Origin of the sequence: Roseomonas elaeocarpi (genome assembly GCF_042433915.1) — a bacterium.
GTDB classification, from domain to species: domain Bacteria; phylum Pseudomonadota; class Alphaproteobacteria; order Acetobacterales; family Acetobacteraceae; genus Roseomonas; species Roseomonas elaeocarpi.
Window position 1 is genome coordinate 23297 of the sequence record NZ_JBHLUN010000002.1, and the last position, 21063, is coordinate 44359.

A 21063-nucleotide genomic window follows, 5' to 3' on the forward strand; every position below is an offset into this window, starting at 1 on the left:
TGGGAGCCGGTCGCGGAACGGCAGCGGCCGGTTCTGCTGAAAATGAATCAAGCTTCCTGTCAGCCTTGGCTGACCCGCCCCTCGCTCCGGCTCCATGAGCCGGAGCGCACGGACCTGACCACGTTCCTGCGGCAGCGTCTGAGAAAAAGATGAGGGCGGAGGGGTCCGGGGAGGGGGAGAACACCTTCTCCTCCTCCCCGGGGCCAGCCTTGCGGCGAGCGGATAACCCTCCGGCATTGCCCAGGGCCCGGCGCGACGCCATCTTCCGGGTTGCGCTATCCCGCGGCGCGGCGGCCTGCCGTCCCGTTCCCCTCCCCTCGCGCCATCCTCCCGGACCTGTTGCTGGAAGAACCGTGCTTGACCCTGTCGCTGCTGCCTGAGGAACGTGCCGCCGGGGGAGATGCTGGCGAGGTCGCGGGCGGCCCCCTGCCCGCCGTGCCTTCACTGCGGCTGACGCGGCTGATGCTGCAGGACTTCCGCAACCACGCGGCGGCGGAGCTGCGCTGCGAGTCCGCGATCGTGGTGGTGGCGGGCGAGAACGGTTCGGGCAAGACGAACCTGCTGGAAGCCGTCAGCCTGCTGGGGCCCGGGCGGGGGTTGCGCGGGGCGCGCAATGCCGAGTTCTGCCGCCACACGGCGGCGGGTCCCCTGCCCTGGGCCGTACACGGGCGCTTCGAGGGTCCTTTCGGCCCCTTCGAGGTCGGCACCGGCACGCCGCCGGACGGGGCAGTGGACAAGCGGGCGCTGCGGCTCGACGGGATGCCGGTGCGCTCGCAGGCGGAGCTTGCGGCCCAGGTCGCGGCGGTATGGCTGACGCCGCAGATGGATCGGCTGTTCCAGGAGGGCGCCTCGGGCCGCCGGCGCTTCCTGGACCGGCTCGTCTGGGCGCTGGAGCCGACCCATGCGCGCGAGGTCGCATCCCACGACAACGCCATGGCGCAGCGCAACCGGCTGCTGAGCCAGGGCGGGCACGACCCGGGCTGGTTGTCGAGCCTGGAGGATGCCATGGCGCGGCACGGCGTGGCGGCCTCGGCCGCGCGGCTGGCCATGGTGAACCGCCTCAACGCGGCGCTGGAAGCGGGCACCGCCGGTGCCTTCCCGGCGGCGCGCTGCGCGCTGAGCTGCGAGGTGGCGCGGATGCTGGAGGAACAGCCGGCGCTGGCCGCCGAGGACGCCTTGCGGGCGAAGCTGCTGGCCAACCGGGGGCGCGACGCGGCGGCGGGGCTGGCGACCGCCGGGGCGCATCGCTGCGACCTGCTGATGCGCCACATCCCCAAGGACTTGCCGGCCGAGATGTGTTCCACCGGCGAGCAGAAGGCGCTGCTGGTGTCGGTGGTGCTGGCCCATGCCGCGCTGATCGCCGCGGCGCGCGGATTCGCCCCGATCCTGCTGCTGGACGAGGTCGCGGCGCATCTCGACGTGCCGCGGCGCGAGGCGCTGTTCGCGGCGCTGCGCGCCCTGCCCGCCCAGGTCTTCCTCACGGGCACGGAGATGGCGGTGTTCGACGGGCTGGGAGGTGCAGCCCAGCGCTTCGGCACCGGCGAGAACGGAAGCGGGGTGCGGGCGCTTCCGCCACTCGGCGCGGAGCTGCCGCGAAATGCGGATTACCCCGTGCGGGAAGGGCTCTGAATCCCTATATTGTCAGGCAGTTCGACTAAGACTTCCGAAAGGTTGCACCGCCTGATGTCCGATCCTGCCCGCCCCGACCTTGTTGCCCCTGTTGCGGAGGGTGGGGAGGCCTACGACAGCGCATCCATCACCGTGCTGCGCGGCCTCGATGCCGTGCGCAAGCGGCCGGGCATGTATATCGGCGACACCGATGACGGCTCGGGCCTGCATCACATGGTGTTCGAGATCGTCGACAACTCCGTCGACGAGGCGCAGGCGGGTTATGCCTCGCGCGTGGACGTGTCGATCAACGCCGACGGCTCGGTGACCGTCACCGATGACGGGCGCGGCATCCCGGTGGACATGCATGCCGAGGAAGGCATCTCGGCCGCCGAGGTGGTGCTGACGCGCCTCCACGCGGGCGGCAAGTTCAACCAGAACTCCTACAAGGTTTCGGGCGGCCTGCACGGCGTGGGCGCGGCGGTGGTGAACGCGCTGAGCGAGACCATGAGCGCGCGCATCTGGAAGAACGGACGCGAGCACCTCATCCGCTTCGAGCATGGCAACACCGTGTCGCCGCTGGCGGATGTGGGCGCCTCCGACCACGCCACCGGCACCGAGGTGACCTTCAAGCCGAGCAGCGCGACCTTCTCCAAGACCGAGTTCGAGTTCGAGCGGCTGGAAAAGCGCCTGCGCGAGCTGGCCTTCCTCAACTCCGGCCTGCGCATCACGCTGCGCGACGACCGGGCGGTGGAAGGCCAGGAGGGGCCGCGCGTGTCGGAGTTCTTCTACGAGGGCGGGCTCTCGGCCTTCGTGGAATACATCGACCGTTCCAACAAGCCGATCTTCTCGCCGCCCGCCGCCGCCACCGGCTCCCAGACCGTGGAGCGCAATGGCGAGCACAAGGAGATCCGCGTCGAGTTCGCGCTGCGCTGGACCGACAGCTTCCACGAGTCGATGCACTGCTTCACCAACAACATCCCGCAGCGCGACGGCGGTGCGCACCTGGCGGGCTTCCGGCAGGCGCTGACGCGCGTGCTGGGCAAGGTGGCCGAGGCGGCGGCGAAGAAGGACAAGACGGCCCTGTCGGGCGAGGACATGCGCGAGGGCCTGACCGCGGTGCTGTCGGTGAAGGTGCCGGACCCGAAGTTCTCCTCGCAGACCAAGGAGAAGCTGGTGTCCTCCGAGGTGCAGCCGGTGGTGCAGGCCGTCGTGTCCGACGCGCTGGAGCACTGGTTCGAGACGCATCCCAAGGAAGCCAACGAGATCGTCCGCAAGTGCCTGGACGCGGCCGCGGCGCGCGAGGCGGCGCGCAAGGCGCGGGATCTCACCCGGCGCAAGGGCGTGCTCGACATCTCCTCGCTGCCGGGCAAGCTGGCGGACTGCCAGGAGCGCGACGCCTCCAAGGCCGAGATCTTTATCGTCGAGGGTGATTCGGCCGGCGGGTCCGCCAAGCAGGGCCGCGACCGCGCCTTTCAGGCGATCCTGCCGCTGCGCGGCAAGGTGCTGAACGTGGAGCGCGCGCGCTTCGACAAGATGCTGGGCTCGGACCAGATCGGCACGCTGATCACCGCGCTGGGTGCCGGCATCGGCCCCGACCCGGCCAATGGCGGCTTCGACGCGAGCAAGCTGCGCTACCACCGCATCTGCATCATGACCGACGCCGACGTGGACGGGTCGCACATCCGCACGCTGCTGCTGACCTTCTTCTTCCGGCAGATGCCGGAGCTGATCGAGCGCGGGCACCTGTTCATCGCGCAGGCGCCGCTCTACCGCGCCAAGCGCGGGTCGGAGGAGCGCTACCTCAAGGACGACGCGGCGCTCGAGGAGTACCTGGTCGAGAAGGCGCTGATCAACACGAGCCTGCGCTTCAGCGACGACAGCACGGCCGAGGGCGAAGCGCTGCTGGCGGTGGTGAACGAGCTGCGCGAGGTGGCGCGCCGCGTCCGCCGCGTGGCCGGCAGCGTGCCGCACTGGATCGTGGAGCAGGCTGCGTTGGCGGGTGCGCTGGCGATCGCCAATGACGGCGTGGCGGCGCAGGAGCTGGCCTCGCGTCTCGACGCGCTGTCGCTGCCCACCGAGCGCGGCTGGGTGGTGACGCTGGACGATGGGGGCCTGCGGATGGGCCGCACCGTGCGCGGCGTGGCGGAGCGCTACTCCATCGAGGCCGCGGTGCTGCGCGGCGCCGATGCGGCCTGGCTGGAAGCGCATCGCCAGGAGCTGGCGCGGCACTACGGCAACGGCGCGAGCTTCCGCTTCGACGGGCGCGAGGACCGCGTGAACGGCCCGCTGGGTGCCTTCGACCGCGTGCTGCAGCAGGGCCGCAAGGGGCTGACGATCCAGCGCTTCAAGGGGTTGGGCGAGATGAACCCGGACCAGCTGTGGAAGACCACGCTGGACCCGGCGGCGCGCACGCTGCTGCGGGTCAAGGTCGACGACGCGGACGAGGCCGGGCAGATCTTCGCGACGCTGATGGGCGACGTGGTGGAGCCGCGGCGCGAGTTCATCGTGGGCAATGCGCTGAAGGTCGCGAACCTCGACGTGTGATGTTGTGATGTGAGGTGCCAGTCAACTTGTCCCTGTGCCACAAGTTGTCACTGGCCCTCATAGCGGTATGTTGTTGATTTCATGAGACAAATTCTTTCGCCCCTTGCCTACCGGAGGGACCGGCGCGCTGAGGCGGCGCACGCTTCATGCGGTGACAACATTGATGGCACAGGTGTTTGCCCCTCCTGGAGCGCCCGCCTCCGCACGGTGAACAGGGCCTACGATGGCCCACCACGTGGCATCTTCGGTGGCCGCTCCATGACGCTCTCCTCCACGTTGAGGCGGTCCGCAGGGTCGAGTGCGAGGAGGAAGTCCGCGCACTCACGGGCCTCCCGCTCCAGTCCGCGGCGATTGAGCGTTCGCCCGTAGGCCGACACCGCGGCCATGAAGACGCGGGTTTCGGGGTCATCGAACCAGCGGACCGGCACCTCATCCGTGAGTTCCGGACCCCACAGCCGCTGGCCGATGCGGACGGCGTCGCGGAGCAGCGCCTCGGTCTCTGCCGGGGTCGGAGCGAGTTCCGCCAGGATCATGCGTCCGAGGATGCTGTCGGGATTGGTCTCGAGGAGGTGCCTTGCGAAGCGACCGCGGACCTCCGGGTCCCGGCGGTCGCTTCGCAAGGCAGCCCGCTGAACGGGGTCGAGGCCACTCAGGGGGTTACGCTCGCCCCGGACGGCCACAGGGCTCAGGGGAGGATCGAGAGGTAGCATCGCAGGCTCCTTGGGATGTCGTCCCAAGATGTCACCGATCCACGCAAGCGAGGTTGGATCGAAGACGGCGTCCGCCTGCGAGCAGGGCCGACCGCACATGGATGGGAGGGCCGACACTCTCCGGAGCCACCTGTGACAGGCTTCGGTTCGCTCTACCGCACGCAGGTTGATCGCTGGGCTTACTCGTTGCCTCCTCAGCGCCCTCCCATCTCCAGCCAGGAGAGCAGCGTGTGCAGGGACTGAGTGACCTGGATCATGCGCCCGCCGGGCAGAAGAAGGACGGCTCCGGCATCAGTCTCGCAGGCGGCGATCACCGCTGTGGCAGACACGGCATGCAAGGTGCCTTCGACGTCGTGCATGAGCACGAAGCGTCCGATCCGCTGGCCTTCCTCGAAGACGGCGACATGATCTCCCATACCGCACGCATAGAGACTTGCACCTAGTCCGGTCCAATCATGCTTTTGCCGACAATATAGCAGTCTCGAACCTACCTACACGGCACTGCCAGGTGACCTGCGGCATGTATCCGGCTGACATGGCGGCCGCGCGGAGTCCCGAAGCATTCACCTGGAGAGCAAGCCGGACGAGACGTGCTGGTTTGATGGCGGCAACTGGTGGCTCTCAACTGCCGCCAACTAGGTGCGCTTTGGGTCACCTGCCGCGTTAGCCCTTTTTGGCCATGGCTAGTGCCGGGTGCAATGGTACGCGGAAGTCCGCCAACTGGACCGGCGCGGCGGACTTCCCAGCCGGGCACGGACGCTCAACAAAGCACATCCGTGACACGACACACGCCACCTGCGCCCTCGTTAAGCGGTGCCCAGGTAACGACCCGGTCTGTGGTTGAGTGCGATGATGACGTTGAGAACCGCCACACCGACCATGGAAAGTGCCACCTGCCCAACCGGAAGGATGAAGCACGCTCCCAGCAGGATGGCCGCGTCGATACTCAAGAGGACGTACCCGGCTCGAAAGCCATGGCGATCCTGAAGATGCATTGCCAGAATGTTGGTGCCGCCCAGCCCCGTCTGATGCCGAAACAGCACGAGCAAGCCGACGCCCATGAGCACGCCACCGGTCACTGCTGCGTAGACGCGATCAAGATGGTCGAAGTGAACGACGCGTGCGGTCATCCATGTGAAGCCCCACAGAAGCGCAAGGGCGACCAAGGTTCGGGCCAAGCGGCTCCAACCCATGTGACGCCAGGCGAAGACACAGAAGGGCAGATTGATTGCCGCAAAAACGGGGCCGAAGCTTAGGCCAGTAGCGTACTGGATCAGCAGCGCCAGACCAGCCATGCTCCCCGTGACAAGCTTCGCTTGATTATAAAATGCCAGGCCGAGCGCCACCAACAGCGTGCCAAGCAGGATAGCAAGCGAGTCCTCGTAGGGGCGATGGCGGATGGGATTGCTGGGCTGCGGCAAGTCAGGCTCCTGGTCCATGAAGGATCACCACGGTTCGGGGAGCGCCATGCGTAAGTCGTGCCAAGGGGAGGCTGGCATCTCGGAGGCAGTGGCTGCGGTGCTCTTTGAGAGCGGTGAACGAGGCCTGCTTGGCCAGCGAAGCCGACGCCAATGGGCAGGAAAACTTCGGTTAACCGCGAGACACTGGGCGGTCAAACCAAGTGCGGCGATCGCACCCTGCAAGGTGAGTTTTGGAGGATGACCCCGCCTCTTTGGTAAACCCACTCAGATAGCTACTGGCCTCTGGCAAGCAGAGAAATGCTCCTGCGTAGCTCCATTCACCTCGAGCCGACGCGCGAACAAGTGGGCATAGACTTGCGAACAAACGCACCTGACCCACGTCTAGCCGCCGATCAGACAGGCAGGAACAGCCGTCCGCTTTCAACATTGAACATGTCGCTAGCTGAACCAAACGTCCGACCAAGGGGAGCGAACCTTGCCAGCCTTCCGCTCGCGATGGGCGGCGTAGCAGGAGGCGTTGGTTTCCAGCATCCTTCCGTCGTATCACTTCGCTGGAACGGCCGGTTGCTCACCTCGCTGCCAGTTGTCGAACGCTTCTACGTTCATAACCGCAGCCCACTGCTCCGCATCCGACTGCCGGGAACTCAGGGGCGCTCAGGCGGTGCCGCTGCCTGCACGATGGCCTCGACTTCGACGCCGGTCAGCACCTCCCGCTCAAGCAGCGCCACCGCGACCGCCTCCAGCGCCGCCCGATGCTCACGCAGCAGGCTGGCAACCTCCCCGTAGGCGGCGTTGAGGCGTGCCTCGACGCTATGCGCCACCGCAGGCCGCGTCAGGAGCAACGTCGCCAGATCCCGGTCATCCCAGAAGCCCAGCCAGAGCAGCGGCCGCTGCGATAGGCCCATTGCCGTCTCGGCATTGGCCGCCAGGCGGGTGGCTCTGGCCAGGTCACTGTGGATGCCCCCACCGGCGCCGCCGGAAGCCTGCCCGAACACCCCCTCCTCGGCGGCCCGCCCGGCGAGTAACCGCCGCAGGTGCAGGCTCAGCCAGGTTTCCGTCAGCGCGTTGACTGGCATGTCGTAGACGGTGTGGCCGCCACTTTGGCCGTCCTCGCGGATGGAGACGTACCGCAAGGTCCCGGGCTGCTCGAGCACCTGCACCAGCGCGTGCCCGGCCTCATGGACCGCCGGGATGCGGCGCTCGCCAGCGGGACGCACATCCACCTCACCCCGGATCTCCGCTAGCAGGTCAGCCAGCATCACGGGGCGGCCATTGCTCCGCGCCCTTCGCCGGGCACCGCGGACCCACTTCTCGCAATCCGCTCCGGTGCCACCCTGGGCGAGCACGGCGGCCTGCGACAAGTCAGCCTCGGCCAAGTTTGCTCCCAGGTGCACCCTGAGGATGGCGGCCAGCGCCTGCTGGTCCGGCAGCGGGATGGTGATGGTGCGATCCAGGCGGCCTGCCCGCAGGATGGCCGGGTCGATCATCTGCGGGTGGTTGGTGGCGCCCACGACGACCACGCCCTCGCCGCTCTCCAGCCCATCCAGGTGTTCCAGCAGTCCGCCGATGACGGCTGCCCACCAGTCACCATGCTGACCTGCCGTCTCACGCGTATGCAGGCTGTCGAGCTCATCGATGAACAGGATGCAGGGGGCAGCCTTGCGGGCTGCGTCGAACGAGGCCGCCATGGCGTGCAGCAGGTCGCCCAGGTGTCCTTCCTTGGAGGACTGCCAGCGCGAGTACGAGGCAGCGACCAGCGGCACACCGCAGGAGGCGGCCAGGGCCCTGGCGAAGCTCGTCTTGCCGGTGCCGGGCGGACCAGCGAGCAGGCAGCCGCGGTCGACGTCGCGCCAGGCCAGGCGACCGGCGCCGTAGTCCCGCAGGTCGCGCGCCAGGTCACGTCCCCAGGCGACCGCCTCCTCCATCCCGGGCAGGCTGTCGAGGGACATACCCGGGTCGACCGCCGACCTCTTGCCCCGCGTGACGATACGGGCGGCGCGCTGGAGGAAGTCGTCCGCCGACTGCCCAGGGCGGCGCGCCAGCCGCAGGGTCACCGGGGAAATGGGTGCGCAAGTGTCCGCCGGAGGCAGCGATGTCGGCTGCTCATCCGTGACCCGCTGGGCCACCGCGCGCAGTCCTTCGGCATCCAAGGGCTCCACCGTCAGCCGTAGGTCGGCGGCGCGGAGCAGGTGTGGCGGCAGGTGGCGCTCAGGCGCCTGGGAGACGCCAACGAGGTTGTGCCCCTGCCACAAGCTGATCGGGATCTGCTCGTTCTCGTAGGCGGCCCCGTGGCGCTGGCTGGGGCCGGTGGCGTCGAACACCAGCCACTCGCCCGGCCGCAACTCCAGGTCACCAGACCTGCTCTTGGACGCCCGTCTGCTCGGCACGCTCACCATGCTGCGCCAGGCACCGCTGACGGCCTCCACCCAATCCGCACCCGGAACCTCCAAGACCACGGCGCCCTGGATCGTGGTGGCATCGACTTGATGCGCAGCCAGGGTGCGGTGGAGCACAACCACTGAAGCCCAAGCCCTCTGCTCCGCGGCGGTTGCCGGGCGCCTGAGGAAGGTTTGCCTCGGTAAGCGGCAGGTAGAGCCGAAGCCAGTTCAGGGCGACGAGACCCAACGGCAGGCGGACGTGCTCGTCGCCATGTTCCTCGACTAGGCCCGCTGAGCCATCAGCAGCCCGGCACAAGGCTCGAAGTAGGCCCAGCTTGTAGGTCGCGCTCTTGGCGTCTTGCAGAATCAGGTGTCACAGGAGCGGCAGGGCACCTGTTCCATCGTCCGGGAGACGGAGGACGACCGCGGTCCAGGAGATGTCGGGTCGACCCTGGAGGTCCGGGGAGGCTACGGCCCTGACCACCTCCATGCCGTGGGCCCTGGCCAAGGTCTCCACCTCGACGAGGCTGACGGGGTGCCCGCCACGGCCGTCATCGGGACCGTGGCGCAGCGTCATGACCAGCAGCCCGCCCGAGCGCAGCAGGGCCACCAGCTTGCAGAACGCTCTCGGCCTGTCCGCCGGGGCGACGTGCTGCCAGACGGCGCTGAGCGAGACGACATCCGCCGCGACACCGGCTCGGGACGCCGTAGCCAGGCTCGGCAGGCTGTCGGCGAGCCAACGGATCCGGGGTGATGGATGGCGCTGTACGGCTTCGGTCCGCATGCCGGAGGACGGCTCGATGGCGATGACCTCGTAGCCAGCCTCGGCAAAGGCACCGGCATCCCGCCCGGTGCCCGCACCGACGTCGATGACCAGGGCTGGTGGGCGGGGCAGAAGGTCGGTCAGCCAATCCCGGCTGACCGTCGGCGGGACTGCCTCGTAGACGGCTGCCAGGCCGGAGGCATGCGAATCGTACCAGGAGACGATGGCGGGCTGCACGGTGCGATCATAGCAAGCGTGGGCCACTGGCTCACTGCGGCTTCTCCGGCGAACTGGTCACGCCGTTTGCCACGGCGCCCGGCTCAGAGGCCGCGCTCGCGTCCGATATTGCTGGTGAGGGCCGAGGCGCTATCACGCGCACAGCTTGACCGGCTGCCATCAAACCGAACTCGAAGCACCCGGCCGATGTCAGAACCTCACCGAGCTTCTTGCTTCCGAGTGAGATGCCCGACTGGGCAACGGCCACACCCAGGTCGGCCATCATTACCCAGCCGTCCGTATCGACCTTGCATTTCGCCATCGCCAAGGTGATCTCTCGTGCCTGCCTGGCATGCTCCAGTGTTTTGAAGGTGACGTGGGCCAGAGAAACCGCAGCAGGCGCAGTCACGACTGGGGCTGTTCGCGTCCTGAGGTCAGCCGGAAGAGGCGCCAGAAGCGCAAGAGTCGCTGCGTCTGCCAGTTTGCATCCATAGGTTCCGGAGCCGCAGGGAATGACGGCGTAAACCGCCACTCCGGCGTCGCGCAGTTGCTTCGCCACCAGGGCGAGCCCGTCGTCCCCACTGACGATCGCCACCTCCTTAATGGTCCCGCGCGCCGCCAATTCGCCTGCATGGAAGGCCAGCATGAAGTCAGCGGAGTTCTTGGCGCGGTAGGCAAAGCCACCATCGGTGAGGTGAACCTCCTCGTGTTGCGACCATCCCACGTCGTCGCCGCAGAAGAAGGCTTGGGGTCGCATCGGGCGCCCTTGGGTGACGAGCGCCAGAATCTCCTGAACACGTGGCCAAAGGCAGGCTGGCACATTCTCAGCGTCAATGAGAACCAGCAGTGGCTCGGCTTGGGCCCGCCGGGAGCGTACCCTCGTGCCCTGAGCAGCTTTTCCTGGCAGCCGCGCTTTTGTCGGAGAATGGGCACCGTCGGGCATGAAAGGATCCTGGATGCGTCGCACGCAACCCGACACTATTCTAAGCTCGTTGCGAAGTACCGAATGCGCTTTGCCCGAAACCAATCGTCGTCGAGGTGGCCGCGAGGTCTTCCGGCCCAGTTCTACCTCAGTGCCCCACGCCAGATGAAGCTGGCTCAGGGTCCCCGCAGCGAAATCCGCGCGCTCGCAGGAAGTACCGCAGTCAAGATGGCGAGGCGAGAGCCAGAACGCAGGCTCTGCTCTTCTGCTACCTGGGCCATAACTTGCTCTTTTCCTCACCTTGACCTGCAGAAGGATGCCTTGCCGCAAGACCGATAGAGGCACATGCCTGCACGGGATCAAAGGCTATCTGAGCCGCCTTCTCGGAGGCCGGGGCCGCTGGTGGGGATTTCTGCTGCCGAAACTGAACACGCCTGAAGGTCACGCCTCATGAGCACGACGGGCGTGCCTTTGTGCTGAATGACCTCCACCGCCTTCCAGCCCGCCCGCGCGTAGATGCGCTCCGCTGTGTTCGTGTAGAGCCAGAGCGTCGAGATACCCATGGCAGCCGCTGCCTGCTCGACCGCAGCAACCAGCAGTCCTGCGTAACCCTGCCCCCGTGCGTCCGGCGCCACGTAGACACCGGCCAACCAGGGTGTCAGGTCCGGTCGCTCGTCCAGATCATGTGCGGTGAGGCTGGCGGTGCCCACAGGTGCTCCATCCACGAGGAGCACGAGGGTTCGCGGCATCGGCTGCGCCCGGTCGGCGGTTTGCTGAGCCCTGGCAAGGACGGCGTCGAAGCTCTCGCCGCTGTCCTCGTAGAAGGCATCATAGCGCCAGCGCGCGGTCACGCTGACGAACTCCGGGCGCTCTGCGGTGGAGACGATGGTGACGCTCATCGGGCCTTCGGCAGCAAGTGTCGCTAAAGCTTGGAACGCTGGGCTGGCGCGGGTCAACGTCGAGTGCAGTGGAGTTCGGCCTCAGCCCCACCGCTTTGCCATTCAAATCCGGTCCTGCCCGGGAGGGTGTCACGACGGCGGCCAATCTCGGCGTGACCCGTCTTCTCGCGGGAGCCGACGGCCTGGAACATTGAGGTGGTGCGTTGCGCACCGATGGCGCCGTGGGCAGCCGGGACTACGATGATGTTTCAAGATCGGTCTGCGGAACTACTCGGGGAAAGCAGTGACCCGGTCCATCAACCTACTGGCCGCCTCTGATCGAGCAGCAGTTGGCCTGACGTCCCATCGACACGAAGGGTTTTGGACCTACAGCCGAAAGTTTGGGCTGGCTCAACTTCTGCTGAATGGCATTGCATGGCGTGAAGTAGCCATTGGCGACGGGTGCAACACCGGTATCGCGATCAGCAGCGCGAGCACCACGAAGCCGAACACCGCAAGCGGGATCACGAGAAACCTGAGCACGGCAGGAACAGTGCCGCGGAGCGTCCTGACCAATGCAATGTGTCCAACGATGAAGGCGCCCAGGAAGTAGACCGTGCCGAGAAGATAACAAAGGAGCGGTAAGGCCTCACAAAGGACACCTGCCGCTCCCCAGGCGAGGTCGCGCAGAAGCTCGCGGCCTGGAGAGGGAGCTTTCTTCTCCTCGGACATCGGAAGGCGCGAGCATCCTCCTGTGGAGCTTCCGTATGTGCTCGGATCCGTCAACGATGCGGTAACGGGGCTCATCCAGTGATGGAACGGGCTCCTCCCAAATCCCGGCTATCCGGATTGCTACCGGGAAGGTCCGCTTTGGGTCGGGGGCGGCGCGAGCCTCCTGACCGGAGTAAGCACCGGGCGGTGTGGAAACCGAACCAAAGTTTTGGAACCCGATGATGGGTTGACGTGATGCCATACGCCATTTCCTTGCTATTCGATGATACTGCTGCGGCCCATGTGCGGAGGATGTGGTGTGCACTGGCTGAACAGGTTGGTTCAGATGACGCAATCCGCCTCGGCTACCCGCCACATATGACCCTTGCTGTCCTGCCGGACACGGCGCCTATCGCTGACGTTGAGGAGGCAGCTTTCCGTGTGACAGGAAAGTGGACGACTCTCTCCGTCGTCCTGGCTGGACTAGGTGTATTCCCTCGAACGCGACCGGTTATCTGGGCAGCGCCGGTCGTAACGTCGGAACTGCTGGCCAGGCATGCCGACCTTCATGCGGCACTCATGCCGTTCGGGGTTCACCCGCACTACAGGCCAGGCTCTTGGGTTCCGCACGTCACCCTCAGTCAGGAAGGAGCCGTATCGGCTGACCGCGCCATTGAGGCCGCTGGTTCGGCGTGGAGCGGTCCAGTTAGTGCTGAGTGCAGGCAGGTGGAACTTGTGCGGTTCCGCCCGGTGGACGTTCTGCGAAGCCAAGCTCTCCTTGAGGTGCAGTGAAGGAGCGATGGGTTAGGTGCTGCGATAGCCTGCTTGGCCCGGGGTTACCGCGGGACCGGGCGGCAAGCTGCCCTTCGCTGTCTCAAGCTGATCGAAACAACAGCTTGTTCTCCGTGGGGTGATCAGCAGGCCTAGGCCAACCACTCGCGCCAGGGCTGCCAGTGAAGGATAGCGTCATAGATCAACGCGTAGCCGCCCCGGTTAGGGTGAACGCCATCACCCCGCTGCGCCTCATCACGCCAGACGTCCACGCCCGTCAGTCGAGGGAAGATCGGTAGGAAGGGTACGGATAGCTCATGGCAGATCGGTCCCAGGCGGTCGGATAATCGCTTCACCCTCTCGTCTAACGATGCTTCGCCCGTCCAGGGCGGGCCGATCATCAGGGTCGGCCGCGTTGCGCGGGCTCGTGCCAGGATCGCCCGCGTGTTTGCCAGTGCTTCTTCCTCGGGAACCCGGGGATGGCCCTCTTCCAGCACACAGTCGTTCACTCCGAAGGAGAAGACCAAGCGGCCGTCGTGCTCGGGTGGGCATCGTGCTGCGGCTTCACCTTCCCAGCGAGCGGCTACATCGCCGGAAGTGTTCCGCCGGATGCCGAGATTGTACATCGTGACGTCGTGACCACGCGACCGTGCCTCGGCGCAGAGACGGCCCGGCCAACCAAGGCAGTCATCATCGCCCGTGCCGTTCACAAAGCTATCGCCGAAGAAGCAGATCCTCATGGATGGATCATGATCGCTAGGTTGCGCGTGGCAAGTCTAAGGACCGCTAAGGGTCGCTTGCAGCGATGAACTGCATTGCCGGGCGCCAGCAGAGCCTGGATTGGTAAGGCGAGTTGGGCGCAACCTGGACCTAACCGCACGGGAGCGTATCGGGTGGATTGTCCCCGCCTCAACACCGCATCCTCTGACTGACTCTCATCCATGGTCTGCTTGCAGTCGGTGGTCGCGCTAGCCTCTTCGCCGGTGCTAGCGCGGGCTTGAGTGCGAGGCAGACCTCAAGTTGAGGTGCAGGCAAAGCGGTCGTTCAGCCTCTCGGATCCGCTTGGGTTGCTGTGTCGATGAGGTGACGCACCGTCCTTGAACGATCGTCCCGTCTCCAGGCGAGGCCGAACTCGGCCTTCAGCGCCGCATCTTGAAGCGTCACGTAGCGCACGCTGTCGGGACGCAGTTGCCGCATGCAGTCAGGCACGATGGCAATTCCTATCGCGGCCGCCACGAGGTTGACGGTTGAGGCAAGCTGCGGCGTCTGCTGAGCCACCTTCGGCGTGAACCCGGCCCGCTGGCAGGCAGCGACCACATTCTCGGACAGACCCGGCCCGTTCGCACGCGGGTAGAGGATGAACGGCTCGTCGCGCAGTTCCTCCAGCTTCAAGGCGCTACGTCCCTGATGGCGGTGGCCGACCGGGAGAGCCGCCACCATCGGCTCCGTCGCGACCAGTTCAAAGCCGAGCCGCTCGGTCGAGCGCAGCGGCGGCCGCAGGAACGCAGCATCCAGCGTGCCCTGCTCAAGAGCCGCCTCCAGCAGGCTGGAGCGCCCCTCTTCCAAGATCAGTTCCACGCCCGGCCAGGTCTGACGATAGGCCTTCAGCGCTTCCGTCACCGCTGGGTTGAAGCAGGTCGAGGCCGTGAAGCCGACCCGCAGCCGACCGACCTCACCCCGGCCTGCCTGCCGGGCCAGGGACGCGGCGCCGTCCACCCGGACCAGCACGTCGCGCACCTCTTCCAAGAACAGGCGCCCGGCCTCGTTCAGCGCCAAGCCGCGGCCGACACGGTCGAACAGCGGTACGCCGAGCTCCTCCTCAAGGTTCCTGATCTGCTGACTGAGGGCAGGTTGGGCGATGCCAAGCCGCTCGGCGGCCCGCGTCATGTGGCCGTCCTCGGCCACGGCACGGAAGTACCGGAGGTGACGCAGTTCCATTTGATAAGTAGAACCTATCGAAGTGCATTAATCAATATATTGGACGTGCAGCCTGGCATCAACGATGCCTGGGAACGTCGCGAGCAGCCAGCGAGAGGGCGCCGCCCAATTCCTGCCGCCGACAAGCGTCCTGACCCGCCGATCGGAGCCGCCTCTTGCCAGCATCCCACATCAGCCGCCTGACTGAACTTCTGGCCGAACGTCGCGCGATCCTGACACCAGGTGTCGCAAACGCCCTCACCGCGCGCGTCGTCGACACCCTGGGGTTCGAAGCCGCCTACCTGACCGGTGCTGGGCTGACCAACACGTTCCTGGGCATGCCCGACCTGGGCTTCATGGACCTCACCCAGTTGTCGCAGCACATGCTGGCCATCCGGGAGGCGACGGACCTGCCAGTGGTGGTGGACGCCGATACCGGCTTTGGCAACGCGCTCAATGTCGGTCATGCCGTCCGAGCCCTGGAGCGCGTCGGCGCCAGCGCCATTCAGCTTGAGGACCAGCTAAGCCCGAAGCGCTGCGGCCACTTCACCGGCAAGGCCCTCGTTCCCGCGCAGGAGATGGTGGGGAAGATCCGTGCAGCAGTCGACGCACGCCAGGGTGGCGTGCTCATCGTCGCCCGCACTGACGCCATCGCAGTCGAGGGTTTCCAGGCAGCCATCGGCCGCGCGGAACAATATGCCGCAGCCGGTGCCGACATCCTCTTCGTCGAGGCGCCGACCAGCAGCGACGAACTGCGCCGCATTCCGAAGCTCCTCTCCAAGCCGCAGATGCTGAACCTCGTTGTCGGTGGGGTGACGCCGATGGTCGGTCAGGCCGAGGCAGGCGCAATGGGGTTCGGGCTGCTGCTCTACGCCAACGTTGCGTTGCAGGGAGCCATACGTGGCATGCGGGAGGCGCTGGCAGCACTCCAACGGGATGGGCTTCTGGAGGAGGCCAGCGGGCTGACCGCGAGCTTCGCCGAACGCCAGGCTCTGGTGCGTAAGCCCTGGTTCGATGAGCAGGAGCGCCGCTACGGCAGCGGCGCCTGATGCCCAGCACCCGGATACCGAGGAGGAGCCTGTGAGAGCAATCCAGATCGACCACTATGGCGGCCCGGAGGTGATCGTCCGCCGCGAGATCCCGGTGCCTCAGCCTGGGCCGGGCGAGGTTCTCATCCGTCTGCGGCATTCCGGCATCAACTTCATGGACGTACACACGCGACAGGGGAAGTATGCCGGTTCACGGACCTATCCGGTCTCGATCCCAACCACCCTCGGCATCGAGGGCGCGGGAGAGGTCGCGGCGCTGGGGAACGGCGTCACCGAGTTCGCGCCAAGCGATCGGGTCGCTTATTGCCTGACCTGGGGCAGCTACGCCGAATATGCGGTGGTGCCTGCCTGGCGCGTGGTGCCAGTGCCTGATGCGCTGCCGCTCGACCGGGCGGCGGCGGCCATGTTCCATGGCCTCACGGCGCATTACCTTGTAAATGACATCGGGCAGTTGAAACCGGGAGTGACTTGCCTCGTCCACTCCGCCTCCGGCGGCATCGGGCAACTCTTGGTGCAACTCGGCACCCGGCTCGGCGCCACGGTTTTCGCCACCACCAGCACGGAGGCCAAGGCGGAAGTCGCCCGGCAGCGCGGGGCCGCTGCGGCCTTCCTTTACGATGATGGCCGCTTTGCCGAGACTGTACGTGACCTCACCGGCGGACAGGGCGTCGACGTGGTGTTCGACCCCATTGGCAAACCCACCCTGCGCGACAGCTTTCGTGCCACCCGGAGGCGCGGGCTGGTCGTCAGCTTCGGCAGCGTCGGCGGCCCGGTGCGGGACCTAGACCCCATCGAACTCGGCGAGGCCGGGTCGCTGTTTCTGACGCGACCGCGTTTGGCCGATCACCTGCTGGATGCGCCCACCATCCGGCGGCGGGCGGCCGACATCTTCGGCGCGCTGCTGGAGGGCACCCTCTCCATTAAGATTGCCGGGCGATACTCGCTCGACACCGTTGAAGAGGCCCATGCGGCCCTTGAGGAGCGACGGGTGGTCGGCAAGCCGATCCTCGACCTGCCCTGACCAGCGTGGCGGGCAACAGAGCCGTCGCGGCCGCGAGCATCCCCATGTACGGCATAAGCAATCGCCAACCTTCTCGGCAAGGTGGCTGAGAAGGCTCGTGGTGATCTCTTCAGCCTCGGGCGGGCTCGCACCTTCATGTGAGTCTATCCGCGCGACGTCCTCATCTGCGACGCCCTGGCACGACGTCCTACCGCATCCGGTAACTCGCATATGCCGCCGCAGTCGCTCCCAGGATTCCTCCTGCTGCCCTGACCCACTCCTTGCGGGAGAACCACCGGCACGGGAGGTATCCCACGACACCTCCGGCTGCGATGGATATCACCGGGTAGCTGCGTGCGAGGGCGTGCAGAGCGTTGGGGTAGTGGACCATAGCTGCTCAGGAAGCCCGAGCAGTCGGATTCCGGTTAACGCGGGTGAAAGGGTGGGAAGCGCCTCGACTGCCTGCCTAGTCCACCCACGCGCGGTCAGGCTCCAGACATCACAATGATCGTGCCAACGATCTGGGCGGCCCTTCCAGGCGGCTTTGGTGCCCAGCCATCACTCGGTCAAGGTGAGACCCTCTGACCGAAGCGCACCATCGTTCTAGGATGCTTTGTCCAAGTCGAGGACGAGCTGCACGCGCTCACCAACAAGCAATGCCACACCGAAGTCTAATGGGGTGCCGTTCACATCCACCTTCAGCGACTCCCAGATCAGCAATGGCGAGCCTGGAGTGAGTCTAAGCTCCGCGGCCTCGGTTCGTGTCGAGGGGCGCGTACTGATTGTGCTGTCCCGCCGCCGTAGGCCACGTACGCCAAGAACCTCCAGGGCGCGCGAGATGCTTTGACTTTCCTCGAAGTGCGCAGCGATTTTCGGGACAATGGCGGCGGGAAACCAGTGCTCGGACCGGATCAGCGGTACGCCGTCCACCTCTCGCAGGATGTCGAGGCGCACAACATCGATCCCCGGCGCGATCGCCAACGCTCCGGCCACGTGTGCAGGCGCAGGCAGCGTCACGGATGCGAGCAGGCGCCCGCCGGGATCACGGCTCAATGCCGCGATGTTCCGCCGGAACCGGGTCTGTGCCCCGACGCGGTAGGGGATTGGGGCCGCTCGTACGAACGTGCCGCGCCCATGCCGTACGTCCAGCAATCCACGTTCGGCCAAGTCAGCAACAGCACGGCGCAGCGTGTGCCGGTGCACCTCGTAGCGCTCGGCCAACATGCGCTCATTGGCCAGCCGTTCCCCAGGCTTGAAGACTCCGGCCGAGATCTCCCCGGCGAGCCGGTCGGCCACGGCACGCCAGACGCTCCGGCCTGCATCCATGCCCTCCAGGTCACTCATGCCTCAGCCATGTGCTCCTTGACTCTGGTACAGAGGTCTATACCACTTTGCCTGCTCCTGATCCATGTGAGACGGTCAGCAGGGAACGGCATCGATGAACACCTCCGCGGTCCGCGCGCAAGCGCAACCCGTGATAGACTATCCTGTCGAGATCGAGCCGCCAGACATCACGCGGTGGCGAGACGGCAACACGGGAACACCCTTTGTCCACCGTTTCTCTTCCGGCCGACCTGGTCCGCACCTGCTGATCACTGCCCTGATCCACGGCAACGAGCCCGCGGGGGCAATCGCCCTTGATTGGTTGCTTGCGCGCGCGGTGCTCCCGCGCCGCGGCACCCTCACTCTCGCCTTCGCCAACACTGACGCCTATGCCCGCTTCGATCCGGCCGACCCACGCGCGAGCCGCTGGGCGGACGAGGACATGAACCGCCTGTGGTCGCCGGATATCCTGGGAATGCAGCCACCTCGCAGCGCGGACGCAGCGCGGGCGGCGGCGCTGCTGCCCTTCGTGGAGGATGCGGACTTCCTGCTTGACCTCCATACGACCCAGCACCCGAACGAGCCCCTGGTCCTGGCCGGGCCTCTGGAACGCAGCCGTCAACTCGCGCGTGCCCTGGGGCTGGCCGATCTGGTGATGGTGGACCGCGGTCATGCTCAGGGCGCACGCATGCGCGACCACCGCGGCTTCGGTGACCCGCAGTCACACCAGACCGCGTTACTGCTCGAGTGCGGTCAGCATTGGGCCGCCACCAGCCCTGCCGTCGCCATCGGTGCCTGCCTGCGTATGCTGGACCGTCTGGACATGCTGCCAAGCAGCTTCGAAGCCGGTGGGGAGGCTGCACCTCTGCCGGACCAGGCCAGCCGCTTCGTCGAGATCACCATGCCGGTTACCGTGAAGCGTGAGTTCACCTTCGCTCTGCCGCTACGCGGCGGCGAGGTGATCGCGAAAGCAGGTACCCTGATCGGTTATGATGGCGGCGAGCCGGTGGTGACCCCGCACGACGACTGCGTGGCGATCATGCCGTCGCAGCGCTTGTGGGCCGGGCTGACCGCGGTGCGCTTGGGACGCATCGTGGCATCTCCTGAGCCCATGGTCCTGCCGCCCGAGGTACCTGCGCATGTCTGATGCGTTCCTGACCGAGGCCGTGAAGGTAAATGGCCGGGCGTACCGGTGCCCGCCGCGGCCGGTGGTGGTGTGCTTGGAAGGCTCCGACCCGGTTCACCCGGGACTGGTACTGGCCGATGATATCCTGTCCATCTCGGCGCACGTTCAGGCCCGAGGCTTCTCCGCGCTGGCCGCGGCCGTCGTGCCCGGTTTCGCCACCCAAACAACACCTCCGGCGTCACCGGCGTACGGCCCGCTGGGCGCAGCATCTCCGGCAACGACTACTTCGACCGCCCAACGACCGAGGAGGTCATGGTCACGGACGCGCGGCTACTTTGCTGTGAGACCATCCTCGGCCGCATGTCGCATGCGGACGTTCGGAGGCCGGTCAGATTAGCGGCTCCGACAATGCCAGCGGCCGCAAAGCGCCTGCACAGGCCTCGTGGAACGCCAAGCGCACCTTGGTCATCACCGGACTGGCGCATGCATTCCATGATGGTCTTACATCCAGCATCTACCTGCTGATGCCGCTCTGGCAGGCACAACTCGGCCTGAACTACAGCGCGCTGGCGCTGCTCAGGGCGCTCTATATCGGCACTCTAGCGGGGCTACAGATCCCCTCCGGTCGGCTGGGACGCCGGATGGGCATCCCGGCCGTGCTAGGAATTGGCACTGTGCTGAGCGGCTGTGCTTTTGCCCTCAGCGGCCTTTCGGGCGGCGTGCTCAGCTTGGGTGCCACGCTCGTACTGGCTGGCGCTGGTGGGAGTACGCAGCACCCGCTCGCTTCCGCGGCCGTGTCGCGTGCTTACGGCAGCGCGGCGCGAGGCCCACTCGGGCTGTACAACTTCGCTGGCGATCTCGGGAAGGCGTCACTTCCACCCCTGCTCGCCGTAGCAATGGGGCCGCAGGGTTGGCACCCAGTTTTCTGGGCCGTGGCAGTCCTCGGCGCTGTGGTTGCGTTCGTGATCCTACGGCTGATGCCCCGGTCCAGCGGCGACCCGATCAGTGTTGCCCCAGCGGTAGCCGCGACGGCGAAGGCACCGGGCTACAAGGGGCGCGGCCGCGGGTTCGTTCTCCTGATCGCGATTGCTCTATTTGACGGCTGCGCCGGTGTCGCCCTTCTCCTTTTCCTCCCTGCTCTGATGCAGATGAAGGGCGGAACCCCAGCCACCCTCGGCCTAGCCTTGTCCTTGATCTTCGTCGGGGGCGCCTGTGGTAAGGCTGTCTGTGGTTGGCTGGGTAACCACCTGGGCTTGGTGATGACCGTGATCGTGACCGAGATTGGCACAACCGCGGCGGTCATGGCCTTACTCGCCTTACCACTCGTTCCGGCATTGGCGCTGCTGCCGATCCTTGGGATCATGCTCAACGGCACCTCCTCCGTGCTTTACGGCACCGTTCCAGAACTCGCGCCGCCTGGGCGGATCGAGCACGCCTTCGCGCTGTTCTACTCCTGCACGCTGGGTTCGAGTGCCCTGGCCCCCGTGCTTTACGGCTGGTTGGGCGACACTGCGGGACCACGATGGGCAGTCATAGTGGCGGGCGCGACGGCATTGGCGGTCGTGCCGCTCATGATTTTGCTGGCCCCCATACTTAAATCACTCGAACCCACCGCACGGTCCTGAGCCCCCCTATTCCAGCCCCGCCCGACACCATAACGTCTCTGCCGACGGCGGCGTTCACGGTGTCTGCCGCCCGCGGCAGGGAAGCACCGGCACCTTTC

The 21063-nt window shown here is 66.5% G+C and carries 18 protein-coding genes; 7 read left to right on the top strand and 11 right to left on the bottom strand.

Going from position 1 to position 21063, the window contains the following annotated elements; genetic code table 11:
• Positions 1 to 462: 462 nt before the first annotated feature.
• Together recF and gyrB are read left to right on the top strand one after the other, a co-directional pair.
• A complete protein-coding gene (gene recF, locus ACFFGY_RS01890) occupies positions 463 to 1629 on the top strand; it encodes a DNA replication/repair protein RecF (protein ID WP_377043190.1) in 1167 nt (388 codons plus the stop codon).
• 54 nt (positions 1630 to 1683) lie between these two features.
• Positions 1684 to 4155, top strand: a complete 2472-nt coding sequence (gene gyrB, locus ACFFGY_RS01895) for a DNA topoisomerase (ATP-hydrolyzing) subunit B (protein ID WP_377042673.1) — start codon at positions 1684 to 1686, stop codon at positions 4153 to 4155.
• 218 nt (positions 4156 to 4373) lie between these two features.
• Here gyrB and ACFFGY_RS01900 read toward each other — a convergent pair whose 3' ends face one another.
• From ACFFGY_RS01900 to ACFFGY_RS01935, 8 genes are all read right to left on the bottom strand, one after another.
• The gene (locus ACFFGY_RS01900; RefSeq protein WP_377042675.1) at positions 4374 to 4865 is read right to left on the bottom strand and encodes a hypothetical protein; all 492 of its coding nucleotides are present in this window, start codon (positions 4863 to 4865) and stop codon (positions 4374 to 4376) included.
• A gap of 194 nt (positions 4866 to 5059) precedes the next feature.
• A complete protein-coding gene (locus ACFFGY_RS01905; RefSeq protein WP_377042676.1) occupies positions 5060 to 5281 on the bottom strand; it encodes a hypothetical protein in 222 nt (73 codons plus the stop codon).
• A gap of 390 nt (positions 5282 to 5671) precedes the next feature.
• The gene (locus ACFFGY_RS01910; protein WP_377042677.1) at positions 5672 to 6286 is read right to left on the bottom strand and encodes a YitT family protein; all 615 of its coding nucleotides are present in this window, start codon (positions 6284 to 6286) and stop codon (positions 5672 to 5674) included.
• A 644-nt stretch (positions 6287 to 6930) separates the two neighbouring features.
• Positions 6931 to 8799, bottom strand: coding sequence for an AAA family ATPase (locus tag ACFFGY_RS01915; RefSeq protein ID WP_377042678.1), 1869 nt, complete (start codon positions 8797 to 8799; stop codon positions 6931 to 6933).
• Positions 8800 to 9037: 238 nt separating this feature from the next.
• Complete coding sequence (locus tag ACFFGY_RS01920; protein ID WP_377042679.1) at positions 9038 to 9664, bottom strand: class I SAM-dependent methyltransferase; 627 nt, start codon at positions 9662 to 9664, stop codon at positions 9038 to 9040.
• A gap of 31 nt (positions 9665 to 9695) precedes the next feature.
• Positions 9696 to 10586: an NYN domain-containing protein gene (locus ACFFGY_RS01925; protein WP_377042680.1), complete on the bottom strand. Its 891-nt coding sequence runs from the start codon at positions 10584 to 10586 to the stop codon at positions 9696 to 9698.
• A gap of 338 nt (positions 10587 to 10924) precedes the next feature.
• Positions 10925 to 11464: a GNAT family N-acetyltransferase gene (locus ACFFGY_RS01930; RefSeq protein WP_377042681.1), complete on the bottom strand. Its 540-nt coding sequence runs from the start codon at positions 11462 to 11464 to the stop codon at positions 10925 to 10927.
• A gap of 390 nt (positions 11465 to 11854) precedes the next feature.
• Positions 11855 to 12175 carry a hypothetical protein gene (locus ACFFGY_RS01935; protein WP_377042682.1) on the bottom strand — a complete coding sequence of 107 codons (321 nt, stop codon included), beginning with the start codon at positions 12173 to 12175 and terminating at the stop codon, positions 11855 to 11857.
• A gap of 234 nt (positions 12176 to 12409) precedes the next feature.
• Here ACFFGY_RS01935 and ACFFGY_RS01940 point away from each other — a divergent pair, with 234 nt between their 5' ends.
• Complete coding sequence (locus tag ACFFGY_RS01940; protein WP_377042683.1) at positions 12410 to 12946, top strand: 2'-5' RNA ligase family protein; 537 nt, start codon at positions 12410 to 12412, stop codon at positions 12944 to 12946.
• A 131-nt stretch (positions 12947 to 13077) separates the two neighbouring features.
• Here the strand turns inward: ACFFGY_RS01940 and ACFFGY_RS01945 are convergent, their stop codons facing one another.
• Positions 13078 to 13665, bottom strand: a complete 588-nt coding sequence (locus tag ACFFGY_RS01945) for a GDSL-type esterase/lipase family protein (protein WP_377042684.1) — start codon at positions 13663 to 13665, stop codon at positions 13078 to 13080.
• A 304-nt stretch (positions 13666 to 13969) separates the two neighbouring features.
• Positions 13970 to 14863, bottom strand: coding sequence for a LysR family transcriptional regulator (locus tag ACFFGY_RS01950; protein ID WP_377042685.1), 894 nt, complete (start codon positions 14861 to 14863; stop codon positions 13970 to 13972).
• Between the two features lie 155 nt (positions 14864 to 15018).
• On the opposite strand from ACFFGY_RS01950, the gene ACFFGY_RS01955 reads away from it, so the two are divergent.
• Positions 15019 to 15891, top strand: coding sequence for an isocitrate lyase/PEP mutase family protein (locus tag ACFFGY_RS01955; protein ID WP_377042686.1), 873 nt, complete (start codon positions 15019 to 15021; stop codon positions 15889 to 15891).
• A gap of 31 nt (positions 15892 to 15922) precedes the next feature.
• Positions 15923 to 16912, top strand: coding sequence for a quinone oxidoreductase family protein (locus ACFFGY_RS01960; protein WP_377042687.1), 990 nt, complete (start codon positions 15923 to 15925; stop codon positions 16910 to 16912).
• A gap of 582 nt (positions 16913 to 17494) precedes the next feature.
• Here ACFFGY_RS01960 and phnF read toward each other — a convergent pair.
• The gene (phnF, locus tag ACFFGY_RS01965; protein WP_377042688.1) at positions 17495 to 18235 is read right to left on the bottom strand and encodes a phosphonate metabolism transcriptional regulator PhnF; all 741 of its coding nucleotides are present in this window, start codon (positions 18233 to 18235) and stop codon (positions 17495 to 17497) included.
• A 94-nt stretch (positions 18236 to 18329) separates the two neighbouring features.
• Here phnF and ACFFGY_RS01970 point away from each other — a divergent pair, with 94 nt between their 5' ends.
• Positions 18330 to 19361: a M14 family metallopeptidase gene (locus ACFFGY_RS01970; RefSeq protein ID WP_377042689.1), complete on the top strand. Its 1032-nt coding sequence runs from the start codon at positions 18330 to 18332 to the stop codon at positions 19359 to 19361.
• Between the two features lie 440 nt (positions 19362 to 19801).
• Positions 19802 to 20965 carry an MFS transporter gene (locus ACFFGY_RS01975; protein WP_377042690.1) on the top strand — a complete coding sequence of 388 codons (1164 nt, stop codon included), beginning with the start codon at positions 19802 to 19804 and terminating at the stop codon, positions 20963 to 20965.
• Positions 20966 to 21063: the final 98 nt, after the last annotated feature.

Excerpts from the sequence above, each read along its gene's own strand:
- ACFFGY_RS01970 (WP_377042689.1), top strand. The coding sequence starts at position 18,330 with ATGAACACCTCCGCGGTCCGCGCGCAAGCGCAACCCGTGATAGACTAT.
- ACFFGY_RS01945 (WP_377042684.1), bottom strand. The coding sequence starts at position 13,665 with ATGAGGATCTGCTTCTTCGGCGATAGCTTTGTGAACGGCACGGGCGAT.
- ACFFGY_RS01930 (WP_377042681.1), bottom strand. The coding sequence starts at position 11,464 with ATGAGCGTCACCATCGTCTCCACCGCAGAGCGCCCGGAGTTCGTCAGC.
- ACFFGY_RS01950 (WP_377042685.1), bottom strand. The coding sequence starts at position 14,863 with ATGGAACTGCGTCACCTCCGGTACTTCCGTGCCGTGGCCGAGGACGGC.
- ACFFGY_RS01925 (WP_377042680.1), bottom strand. The coding sequence starts at position 10,586 with ATGCCCGACGGTGCCCATTCTCCGACAAAAGCGCGGCTGCCAGGAAAA.
- gyrB (WP_377042673.1), top strand. The coding sequence starts at position 1,684 with ATGTCCGATCCTGCCCGCCCCGACCTTGTTGCCCCTGTTGCGGAGGGT.
- recF (WP_377043190.1), top strand. The coding sequence starts at position 463 with ATGCTGCAGGACTTCCGCAACCACGCGGCGGCGGAGCTGCGCTGCGAG.
- ACFFGY_RS01905 (WP_377042676.1), bottom strand. The coding sequence starts at position 5,281 with ATGGGAGATCATGTCGCCGTCTTCGAGGAAGGCCAGCGGATCGGACGC.
- ACFFGY_RS01940 (WP_377042683.1), top strand. The coding sequence starts at position 12,410 with ATGCCATACGCCATTTCCTTGCTATTCGATGATACTGCTGCGGCCCAT.
- phnF (WP_377042688.1), bottom strand. The coding sequence starts at position 18,235 with ATGAGTGACCTGGAGGGCATGGATGCAGGCCGGAGCGTCTGGCGTGCC.
- ACFFGY_RS01900 (WP_377042675.1), bottom strand. The coding sequence starts at position 4,865 with ATGCTACCTCTCGATCCTCCCCTGAGCCCTGTGGCCGTCCGGGGCGAG.
- ACFFGY_RS01935 (WP_377042682.1), bottom strand. The coding sequence starts at position 12,175 with ATGTCCGAGGAGAAGAAAGCTCCCTCTCCAGGCCGCGAGCTTCTGCGC.